This is a genomic window from Peterkaempfera griseoplana, from assembly GCF_001418575.1.
Classification (GTDB): Bacteria; Actinomycetota; Actinomycetes; order Streptomycetales; family Streptomycetaceae; genus Peterkaempfera; species Peterkaempfera griseoplana.
Genome location: NZ_LIQR01000378.1, coordinates 1 through 9,966 on the forward strand (window position 1 = coordinate 1; position 9,966 = coordinate 9,966).

General features: G+C 74.0%; 13 protein-coding genes. 9 read left to right on the top strand and 4 right to left on the bottom strand.

Features of this window, described 5'->3' with window-relative positions:
- The first annotated feature begins 316 nt into the window (after positions 1 to 316).
- Genes AOK09_RS26460 through AOK09_RS26470 form a run of 3 tightly spaced genes read left to right on the top strand, consistent with a single transcriptional unit; the run spans position 317 to position 3,182 of the window.
- Positions 317 to 1,006: a response regulator transcription factor gene (locus AOK09_RS26460; RefSeq protein ID WP_055589769.1), complete on the top strand. Its 690-nt coding sequence runs from the start codon at positions 317 to 319 to the stop codon at positions 1,004 to 1,006.
- Complete coding sequence (locus AOK09_RS26465; protein ID WP_079063453.1) at positions 1,003 to 2,595, top strand: ATP-binding protein; 1,593 nt, start codon at positions 1,003 to 1,005, stop codon at positions 2,593 to 2,595. Before AOK09_RS26460 ends, AOK09_RS26465 begins: the two co-directional genes overlap by 4 nt.
- Complete coding sequence (locus AOK09_RS26470; protein ID WP_055589770.1) at positions 2,592 to 3,182, top strand: hypothetical protein; 591 nt, start codon at positions 2,592 to 2,594, stop codon at positions 3,180 to 3,182. Before AOK09_RS26465 ends, AOK09_RS26470 begins: the two co-directional genes overlap by 4 nt.
- Positions 3,183 to 3,248: 66 nt before the next feature.
- Here the strand turns inward: AOK09_RS26470 and AOK09_RS26475 are convergent, their stop codons facing one another.
- Entirely contained in the window at positions 3,249 to 3,806 is a 558-nt protein-coding gene (locus AOK09_RS26475) for a DUF3291 domain-containing protein (RefSeq protein WP_055589771.1), read from the bottom strand.
- Between the two features lie 257 nt (positions 3,807 to 4,063).
- Here AOK09_RS26475 and AOK09_RS26480 point away from each other — a divergent pair, with 257 nt between their 5' ends.
- Positions 4,064 to 4,279, top strand: coding sequence for a hypothetical protein (locus tag AOK09_RS26480; RefSeq protein ID WP_157876045.1), 216 nt, complete (start codon positions 4,064 to 4,066; stop codon positions 4,277 to 4,279).
- Positions 4,280 to 4,360: 81 nt separating this feature from the next.
- On the opposite strand, the gene AOK09_RS26485 is transcribed toward AOK09_RS26480, so the two are convergent.
- The gene (locus AOK09_RS26485) at positions 4,361 to 4,576 is read right to left on the bottom strand and encodes a hypothetical protein (protein WP_055589773.1); all 216 of its coding nucleotides are present in this window, start codon (positions 4,574 to 4,576) and stop codon (positions 4,361 to 4,363) included.
- A complete protein-coding gene (locus tag AOK09_RS26490; RefSeq protein ID WP_055589774.1) occupies positions 4,573 to 5,337 on the bottom strand; it encodes a COG4280 domain-containing protein in 765 nt (254 codons plus the stop codon). The genes AOK09_RS26485 and AOK09_RS26490 overlap by 4 nt, the downstream gene beginning before the upstream one ends.
- Positions 5,338 to 5,640: 303 nt before the next feature.
- Between AOK09_RS26490 and AOK09_RS26495 the strand changes: the two genes are divergently transcribed.
- Positions 5,641 to 6,477, top strand: coding sequence for a TrmH family RNA methyltransferase (locus tag AOK09_RS26495; protein WP_169797068.1), 837 nt, complete (start codon positions 5,641 to 5,643; stop codon positions 6,475 to 6,477).
- Between the two features lie 3 nt (positions 6,478 to 6,480).
- On the opposite strand, the gene AOK09_RS26500 is transcribed toward AOK09_RS26495, so the two are convergent.
- On the bottom strand, positions 6,481 to 6,714 hold the full coding sequence (locus AOK09_RS26500; RefSeq protein ID WP_055589775.1) for a hypothetical protein: 234 nt from the start codon (positions 6,712 to 6,714) through the stop codon (positions 6,481 to 6,483).
- A gap of 634 nt (positions 6,715 to 7,348) precedes the next feature.
- On the opposite strand from AOK09_RS26500, the gene AOK09_RS26505 reads away from it, so the two are divergent.
- From AOK09_RS26505 to AOK09_RS26520, 4 genes are all read left to right on the top strand, one after another.
- On the top strand, positions 7,349 to 8,890 hold the full coding sequence (locus AOK09_RS26505) for a sensor histidine kinase (protein ID WP_055589776.1): 1,542 nt from the start codon (positions 7,349 to 7,351) through the stop codon (positions 8,888 to 8,890).
- Between the two features lie 26 nt (positions 8,891 to 8,916).
- The gene (locus AOK09_RS26510; protein ID WP_175609351.1) at positions 8,917 to 9,303 is read left to right on the top strand and encodes a roadblock/LC7 domain-containing protein; all 387 of its coding nucleotides are present in this window, start codon (positions 8,917 to 8,919) and stop codon (positions 9,301 to 9,303) included.
- Entirely contained in the window at positions 9,300 to 9,659 is a 360-nt protein-coding gene (locus AOK09_RS26515; RefSeq protein ID WP_055589777.1) for a DUF742 domain-containing protein, read from the top strand. The genes AOK09_RS26510 and AOK09_RS26515 overlap by 4 nt, the downstream gene beginning before the upstream one ends.
- A partial coding sequence (locus AOK09_RS26520) for an ATP/GTP-binding protein (protein WP_175609350.1) occupies positions 9,640 to 9,966 on the top strand: 327 nt, incomplete at its 3' end. The genes AOK09_RS26515 and AOK09_RS26520, both read left to right, overlap by 20 nt.

Consider the following 9,966-nt stretch of genomic DNA (forward strand, 5'->3'; position numbering starts at 1 on the left):
GCCCCGGGAGGGCCCGTTCGGGGCGCTGCGGTGCGAGGGGCGGTGCCGGGAGGAGCGGCGGGGGTGGGCCGCGGTGCTGCCGCCGTGCGGTGCGGATTCCCGCTCTGGTGCCGAGTACATGGCAGCCCAACCTGGTCATCCCAGATGATCGCCACAGGTTGGGAAAGTCACGGAAAAATAACGAGTCGCCTCCCGGCCGCCCCCGTCCACGACGGAGCGCCCGGCCCACCGCAGTCTCTGTGATCCTTCTGTAACAGCTCCCCGGCAGGGCACCTTCCAGGCCGGACGCCCGGCGACGTCTGCCTACACTGGCGACGTGCCGCGAGTCCTGATTGTCGAAGACGACCCAGATGTCCGTAAGGCCGTCCAGCTGGCGCTGCGGCACCAGGGACATGACGTCTTCGCCGCCGGATCGGGCGAGGAGGGACTGGCGCAGCTCCGCCCGCTCCGCCCGGACGTCGTCGTCCTCGACCTGATGCTGCCCGGCATGTCGGGCCTCGACGTGTGCCGGCGGATCAGGGACCGCGACCAGGTGCCCATCATCATGGTCACCGCCAAGGGCGACGACGTCGACGTGGTGGTGGGCCTGGAGTCGGGCGCGGACGACTACGTGGTCAAGCCCGTGCAGGCCCGGGTGCTGGACGCCCGGATAAGGGCCGTGCTGCGCAGGCAGGACCCCGTCGCCTCCGACACCGCCCGGCCCAGGACGGAGTCGCACGGCGAGCTCGTCATCGACCGGGCCGGGCTGGTGGTGACACACCGCGGCGAAGCCGTCGCGCTCGCCCCCTCCGAACTCCGGCTGCTGCTGACCCTGTCGGCCTCCCCCGGCCAGGTGTTCAGCCGCCAGCAACTGCTGGAAGCGGTCTGGGAGCACAGCTACCACGGCGACATACGACTGGTGGACGCCTGTGTGAAGCGGCTGCGCGGCAAGCTCGGCGAACTCGGCGGGGACCCGCGCTACATCCTGACCGTACGCGGCTTCGGCTACCGCTTCCGCTCCCCGTGAAAGCCCGGCGATCCGTACGCGCCCGCAGGGCCGTACACAGGCATGAGACCGTCGCGGCCGGGCAGGGACCCGCGCCGGTACGGTCCCTCAGGGCGGTCCTGGCCAAGGCCCCGCTGCCCGTCCGTGGTCTGCGCGCCCGCCTGGTGGCGGCCTTCGCCCTGGTGGCGGTGGGCGGCGCCCTGAGCACCGGGGCCCTCGCCTTCCGGGAGGCCCGCAACGGGGTGCTGCAGCAGAGCCAGGACTCCGTCATCCGGCAGTTCCGGGCCGCCGTCGACGCCGTCGCCGTCTCCACCCCCGCGGCGCCCGACCAGCTGGAGCTCCAGGCGTCGGTGAACCAGGTGCTCCACGCCAACCCGTCGCAGGGGTGGCGGGTGCTGGCCACCTACGGCGCGCTGCGCGCCTACGCGCCCAGCGACGCCTTCGACAGGCTCACCCCGGAACTGCTGCGGTCCGTCGCGACCGACCGCGCGGCGGTGTTCCAGCGGGTCAGCACCGCCGGGCGTCCCTGGCTCGTGGTCGGCATGCCGGTCACCTACGACAACGGCGAGGACAAGGAGCCCAGGCTCTCCGGACTGGTGATGTACCTGGTGGTGCCGCAGGACACCGAGAAGGCCTATGTCACGGCGATGGTCACCGCCATCGAGCACGCCACCCTGGTGGCGCTGTGCATCGCCGTCGTCCTGGCGCTGCTGGCCGCGAGCGGGGTGCTCCGTCCTGTACGGGCCCTGCGCGGGGCCACCCGCCGGATGGCCGAGGGGCACCTCGACGTCCGGCTGGCCGTCCACGGTTCCGACGAACTGGCCGACCTGTCGCGGTCCTTCAACGACACGGCGGCCGCGCTGGAGCAGTCCGTCGAGGAGCTGCGCCGACTGGAGGCCCAGGCGCGCCGCTTCGCCGCCGACGTCTCCCACGAGCTGCGCACGCCGCTGGCGGTGATGTCGGCGGTCACCGACGTCCTGGACGACAAGGCGCTGCGCCTGGACCGGGAGACGGGAGACGCACTGCGGCTCATCAGCGAGGGAACCAGCCGGCTCAGCGCGCTGGTGGAGGACCTGATGGAGATCTCCCGCTTCGACGCGGGCGCCGCCGAACTCCACCTGGACGAGATCGACCTGGCCGAGTCGGTCCGGCGCACCCTCGCCTCCCGGGGATGGCAGGGGCAGGTGCAGACCCGGCTGCCACCGTCCGGTGCGCTCAGGACCCGGGTGGATCCGCGCCGCCTCGACGTGGTCATCGCCAACCTGGTCGGCAACGCACTGCGGCACGGGGCGCCGCCGGTACGGCTGGCACTGGGCGTACGGGAGGAGCCGACCGGCGCGGCCTGGGCGGTCATCGAGGTGACCGACGGCGGGGCGGGGATCGCCGAGGAGGCCATGCCGCACATCTTCGAGCGCTTCTACAAGGCGAGCACCACCCGGACCAGGAGTGAGAGCAGCGGGCTGGGCCTGGCCATCACTGCGGAGAACGTACGTCTGCACGGGGGGCGCATCGGCGCCGCCAACCTGCCCCGGGGAGGCGCGGCCTTCACGGTCGAACTCCCCCTGCACCGCGACTCCGCGGGCGTCGACGCCGGGGCGGGTGCCCGGTGAGGGGCAGCCGCGCAGCGGCGCTGCTGGTCGGGCTGGCGGCCGCGCTCACCTCGGCGGCGTGCGGCGTCCCCCCGTCCGACGTCATCCAGGCCGGCGCTCCGGCGAGCGGTCTGTCCTCGCCCCGCCCGGAGCGGGCGGCGCCGTCCGTCGTGGCCCTCTACTTCCTGCACGACGGCGCCCTGCGGCCCTACCTCCGCAAGGCCCGCGACCCCGCGGACCTCAAGGGCCTGGTGCACTCCCTCTTCGCCGGACCGTCCGCCGGCGAGGCGGCGACGGCCACCACCGACCTGCCCCGCCTGAAGAGCGGCCCCGAGGTGTGGCTGAACGGCGACGGCACCCTGTCCGTCCAGCTCCCCGGGGACGTCCCGCTCCTCAGCCGCCGGGCCATGCTGCAACTGGCGTGCACGGTGGCCGAAGTGGCCGCGCCGTCCGTCACGCCGCCGGCGGACATCGGCGGCGGGGCAGCGGCCCCCCTCCTCCCCGCACGGCGCTCGGCGGCGAGCGCGGGCGTCCATGTGGTCGGCAACGGATGGACGATGACGCAGTCGGCCGCGCCGTGTCCCGGTGTTCCGCAGCGCCGGCCGTAGCCGGCGCCGGACACCGCGCGGGGGCCTTCGGAGCACCGTGCGGGCGGCGCCCGCGGGGGCTCCCCGTCAGTGAGCCCGGTCGCTCTTCGGCCCGGCTCCCCTGATGCTGTCCGGAGTTCCGTCCGGGGCGAACGAGTGGTGGAAGGTGAAGGCGTCCGGCGTGGTCCCGTGCTCCTGGAGGTGCTCCAGCCTGGAGACCCCGTCCCGCCAGGTGGGTGTCACACCGTCGGGGACCCACCAGAACACGTGGTTCGGCTGCCCTGTCCGCTCGAACCAGTCGTAACGCCTGCTCAGCGCCTCACGGTGCAGACCGGTGTGGACGGCGTCGAAGGCATGGCGCAGGTCGGTCCAGAGGGAGAGGGTCGCGGCCAGCGCGGCGGTCTCCGGCGTACGGCCCTTGCCGTACCAGGTCGGTACGGCGAACTCTCCCCATGCGCCCCAGTCCGCCTCGAAGAGCCCGCCCCGGCCGGCGTCCGCCGCTTCGGCGTGCCCGAGATACCCGGACTGCTGACTGATCCTCCGGTAGACGGCCTCACCGATGTCGTAGAACTCGCGCGTGAGAGGTGCGGGATCGGCGAGGGGCGACTTCAGGACGCCGAATGTGTACAGAGCAAGGTGCGGCATGCGTCTCTCCCTGGATGGGGCTGCCTGGCGTGGACCCGGTTCGACGACCTGCGCACGGCGGTTCGTGGGCGTGACCGGCTCATCCCCTCGCGGCCGGTCCGGCCTTCAGGACCCCCCGTGCGACGGTGACGACCACCGAGGACGGGACGAAGGTAGCTGCTGCCGCGAGCCCAGTCGAAGTTGCGTTTTCCCGCTCCAAGTGGCCCTGTGCGCAGGCCCTTTCGGGCGGCACCGCGGCGGTGGCACCGCCGGCCGTCGTGGACCTCCGCGTCGGCCCGGCGACCGCCGGGGTGCAGCGCCGGTACGGCACACCGAAACCCGGTCACGCCGACGCCGTCGCCCGCGACCACGACACCGGCGCCGGCGCCGGCAAGGTCCTCGTCCTCACCCTCGACCGTCGCGACTTCCGCGCCGTACGTCCCCTGAGCCGGCACAAGTCCTTCCGCATCCTGCCCGACGACCTGCCGCTCTGAGCCCACCGGCGGCACACAGGCCGGGCGTCCACAGCTCCGCCCCCCGGCCCGTACGACGCGGCCGGGCCGCCGCGGCGACGGTCACTCCCCGCGACGGCGACGGACGGAGACGACCCGGCGGAGCGACATCCACAGCAGGACCGCGACGGCCGCAGGGGGCAGCCACCAGGCGTTGCTGCCGCTGTGCGCCAGTCCGGCGGTGGCGGCGAGCGCGAGTACCACGCCCAGCGCGACCCGCCAGTCGTCGCCGACCACGAAGTCGTACCAGAACGCGGCGAAGGCGCGGATCCACCTCATCGCGGACCGCCTCCCACCGGGGTGCGCGGCGCGGGCGCCGCGCTGCGGCGCAGCACCGCCGCGAAACCGATCGCCAGCAGCGCCACCGCGGGCACCAGGACCGGCAGGGCGGCCTCGGAGCCGGGCCAGCGGGCCCCGGTGCCCTCGGTGGACCAGAACAGCCCGAAGGCGGTGAGCATGGTCCCCACCACGAACTTCATGGTGTTCTCGGGGACCCTCGCCAGGGGCGCCCGGACGGCCAGTCCGAGGGCCGCCACGGCCACGGCCGCGGCGAGCGCGCCCAGCGCGGCGAGGGGGACGTCGTGGCCGTTGCTGCCGAAGGTGACCACGATGAAGGCGACTTCGAGCCCCTCCAGGAGGACCCCCTTGAAGGAGAGGGTGAAGGCGTACCAGTCGCGCACCGGTCCGCGGCCGCCGGTGCCCGCGGATCCGGCGGCGGCGACCTGCCTGGCGTAGACGGCCTCCTCGTCGTGCAGCGCCCGGTGGCCCGAGGCGCGCAGCACGGCCTTGCGCAGCCACTGCAGCCCGAAGACCAGCAGCAGCGCCCCCACCACCAGGCGCAGCGCGTTCAGCGGGATCAGGTTGATCGCCGGGCCCAGCACGGCGACCACCGCCGCGAGCACGACCAGCGCGGCACCCGTGCCCTGCAGGGCCGACCCCCAGTGCCGGCTGGTGCCGGCGGCCAGGACGATGGTGAGTGCCTCCACCGCCTCCACCGCGCAGGCCAGGAAGACCGTGGACAGCAGCACCCAGGCGCTCATCGGCGGTCCCCCGGGTCGGGGGCGGGGTGGTCGCCTGGCGTCATCGCTCCTCCGGGCACGGACGGCGGATCGGGCAGCCCCTGGTTCCCCCGGCGTCTGCGGGGGGCGGCGTCCGCCGGTGTGCGCTGTCCAGCATGGTCCCCCGGCGGCGGCCCGCTGTTCAAGGCCGTTCGGCACAGGGCCCGCTGTTCGGCACCGGGCCGGGCCTCCCGGCCCTGCGCCGGGCGGGGCACGGCGGCGGCGATAGGGTGGTGATCACGTTCCGGCCCGGGCCGCGCAGTGCCCACCACCCCAGGAGGACCGATGGCGGTGGTCCAGCGGATCACATCGCGCAACGCCCGCTTCCAGCAGTGGCAGGCCCTGCTGTCCAACCGGAACAAGCGGCAGCGGGCCGGCGAGTTCCTGGTGCAGGGGGTGCGGCCGATCACGGTGGCGGTGGAGCGCGGCTGGCCGGTGCGGGCGCTGATCCACGACGCCGAGCGGCCGCTGTCCCGGTGGGCCCAGGAGCTGCTGCGGACCACACCGGCCGACCGCTTCGCGATGTCCCCGGAGCTGCTGGCGGAGCTGGGCGAGAAGGAGCAGGCCGCGCCCGAGCTGGTCGCGGTGCTGGAGATGCCCGCGGACGACCTGGGCCGGATCACCGTCGGCGACGACTTCCTGGGGGTGCTCTTCGACCGGCCGACGAGCCCCGGGAACATCGGCTCGGTGATCCGCTCGGCGGACGCCTTCGGGGCCGGCGGGGTGGTCGTGACCGGGCATGCGGCCGACGTCTACGACCCCCGGTCGGTGCGGGCCAGTACGGGGTCGCTGTTCGCGCTGCCCGCCGTACGGGTCCCCTCGCACCGCGAGGTGACCGACTGGCTGGACGCGGAGCGGGCGGCGGGCCGCCCGGTCGCCGTGGTGGGCACCGACGAGCACGGCACCGCCGACGTCTTCGACGTCGACCTCACCGGGCCGGTGCTGCTGCTGGTGGGCAATGAGACCGCGGGGCTCAGCGCGGCCTGGCGGGAGCTGTGCGACCGGCTGGTCCGCATTCCCATGTCGGGGTCGGCAAGCTCGCTGAACGCCGCCAATGCGGCGACGGCGGTGCTGTACGAGGCCTCCCGGCAGCGGATCGCCGCCGGGAGGCGCGCTCGCTGAGGGTCAGGGGGTGGCGGGGGTGACCGGGGTGACCTTCTCGCGGAAGGCCGCCAAACAGGGTTCGCAGTACTGCTCCGCGGCGGGTTCGCTCTCCTGGACGGGTTGGACGGCTGCGTCGCGGTGGAGTTCGCGGCCGCACAGCGCGACATCCGCGCCGCTGGCCACGACGTGCCAGAAGTCGACCGGCCGGTCGCCGTCGAGCTCGGCCGGGCCGTGTTCCGCTCTCATCTCGTGCATTGCCTGCCTCCAGGGCATCGTGGCCGGGCCGGGAGTCGCGCCGCCAACCATGCCTACACCGGAACGCTAAGCCGGATGGGTCGTCCCGGCACGCCGAGCCGTCCGGACGGATGACCGAATCGGCCCGGCCCCGGGCTGCGCCCGTCCGGGGGCGCGGATCGCTGCGGTCACGCTGCTGCGGACGGCCGGAGCCTCCGAGTCCGGCGGGCGGCCGAAGCCCGGCGGCCACCGGCGCCGGCATCCTCCGGCGCGGCCGAACACGCTGCGCTGCAAGCGATCTGACGGTACGTCGATTCGGGCCTTACGGCCGGGCGCGGCCATACCGGGACACCCCGGGGGGCGCGCAATCAAACATGCACGCCCCCTTCAGGCTCTGCACACCCGCGAGCCCCGGGGGGCTCGGACCGGGCTTGTCAAGTCCCCCCTCGCGGGTGGCAACCGGACGGCTATGCTCCTGATTGCTCAGCGCACCGAGCCGATCACTCCAGGTCAGGACGGTCGGCATGCCCCGGCGTGCACTCATGTCCCGCGCGCCGGCCGCCCCGCCGTTTCACCCGATCGGCCGTATCCCCGACCGCACCCGGTCGTTGTCCCGATAGTCGTTCCAATTCACTCAACTGCTTTGAGGACGCCGATGGTTCGTACTGGAACGCCATCCGCAGGGCATCAGCCCGCCTCCCCGCTCGTCTGGATACTCCCGCCCGTGGTGACGGCCGCCTGCACGGTGGCCGCGGTGGTCGCGGTGGTCCAGACGGCCCGGGTGCCGGTCGCATGGTGCGGTGCCGTGGCGACGGCGGCGGTGCTGCTGATCGCCGGAGAGACCGCCCGCAGAGGGCGGGCGATCACCGCTCTGCGCCGCCGGCATGCCGACCAGGAGGCCGGACTCCGCCGGCTGATGGCCGAGCAGGAGGCCGAGACGGCCAGACTCGCCGAGGTGCTGCTGCCCGAGGCGGTGGCACGGCTGCAGCGCGGCGAGTCCGCCGCCGAGGTGCTGAAGAGCGCCGCCTACGAGGCCGAGCTGGACCCCGGCTTCTCCGCCGCCCACCAGGCCGTGCTGCGCACCGTGGTGGATGCCGTGGTCGCCGAGGAGGACCTGCGCGACTCCGCACAGCGCGCCTTCGTCAACATCGCCCGCCGGGTCCAGGCGATCGTCCACCAGCAGGCGCAGGACCTCCGCGAGATGGAGCACCGCCACGGCGAGGACCCGGAGGTCTTCGGCGATCTGCTGCACATCGACCACGGCACCGCGCTGATCGGCCGGCTGGCCGACTCCATCGCCGTCCTCGGCGGCGCACGGCCCGGCCGCCAGTGGAGCCAGCCGGTCTCCATGTTCAGCGTGCTGCGCGGCGCCATGTCGCGGATCCTGGACTACCAGCGGGTCGATCTGCACTCGGTCGCCGAGGTGGCCGTGGTCGGCCCCGCGGCGGAGCCGCTGATCCACGCCCTGGCCGAGCTGCTGGACAACGCCACCCGCTACTCCCCGCCCCAGACGCGGGTGCACCTCAGCGCCACCGAGGTCCAGTCCGGCGTGGCGGTGGAGATCGAGGACGGCGGCCTCGGCATGGGCGAGGAGGCCCGCGAGCGGGCCGAGCAGGTGCTGACCCGTTCCTCGGCCGGCATCGACCTCACCGACCTCGGCGAGACGCCCCGGCTGGGCCTGGCCGTGGTCGGCCGGCTCGCCCAGGCCTACGGCTTCCAGGTGTCGCTGCGGCCGTCCGCGTACGCGGGCGTCCGGGCGGTCATGGTGATCCCCGGCAATGTGCTCACCTCGGTCCCGCCGCCCCGCGCGGTCCCCCGGCCGGGCACCATGCCGCCGCCCCGGCCGATGCCGACCCGCCCGGCCCAGCCCCGGCCCGGGGCGCAGGCACCGGCCACCGTGCCCGCGGTCGCGGAGCGGCAGGAGCAGCCCGCCGCCGTGGAGCACAACGCCTACGGCCTGCCGCAGCGCCGCCGCCGGGGACCCGCTGCGGTACCCCGGCCCGGCGGGGTGGCGGCCCCGGCGTCCTCCCCGCCGGCGCCCGCCCGGTCGGCCCAGGCCCCGTCGGCGGACCCCGGCCGGCCCGTGCAGCCGGGCATCTGGCTGGCCGCCTTCCAGGCCGGGATCAACGGCGAGACCCCGGCCCCCGCAGGGCCCGCACGGCGTCCGTCTGACGACTCATCGGAGGAGGGGAAGTAGCGGTGTTGCAGCAGCAGCGACCCAACATGGACTGGATGCTCCAGGACCTGGTGACCAGTGTCCCGTGTACCCGGCAGGTGGTGGTGCTGTCCTCGGACGGCCTGCGGATGGCGCAGTACGGCACCGACGCCGACACCGCCGACCGCCTCGCCGCGGCCTGTGCGGGCCTGCAGAGCCTGTCCGCGGCGGTCGCCGCGGAGTTCCCGCACGGCGAGGGCCGGATGCGGCTGGTCGTGATCGAGATCGACGGCGGCTTCTTCTACCTGATGGCGGCGGGCGCCGGAGCGTATCTGGCGGTCCTCGCCGACGAGGGGGTGGACGCCGGACTGATGGGCCAGCGGATGCGCGACCTGGTGCTGCGGATCGGCGAGCACCTCACCAGCCCGCCGCGGGTCGACGGGGCCGTCACATGAGCGGAGCCGGCGAGGAGACGACCGACGACGGCCCGGAGCGCATGTATGTGATCACCGGAGGCCGCAGCAAGGCGGGCGGGCAGGACCGCCTGGACCTGGTCACCCTGGTGGTGGCCCGGTCCCAGCCGGAGCCCGGTATGCCGCCCGAGCACACCGCCATCGTGCGGATGTGCCACTACCCGCTCTCGGTGGCGGAGATCTCCGCCTATCTGGAACTGCCGGTGAGCGCGGTCAAGGTGCTGCTCGCGGATCTGCTGGCCGGCGGCCGGGTGGAGGCCAGGGCACCGGTTCCGGCCGCCTCACTCCCCGACATCGAACTCCTCGAGGCGGTGATGCATGGACTTCAGAAGCTCTGAGAGGCTGCTGCCGGGCCCACGGCAGGAGGACACCCTGCCCGCATCGGCCACCGCCGCCGTCAAGGTGGTGATCGTCGGCGGCTTCGGGGTCGGCAAGACCACCCTGGTCGGCTCGGTGAGCGAGATCCGTCCGCTGACCACCGAGGAGACCATGACCCGGGCCGGGGTCGGGGTGGACGACACCGCCGGGGTGGAGCGCAAGACCTCCACCACCGTGGCGATGGACTTCGGCCGGATCAGCCTCAACGAACACCTGGTGCTGTACCTCTTCGGCACCCCGGGCCAGGAGCGGTTCTGGTTCCTGTGG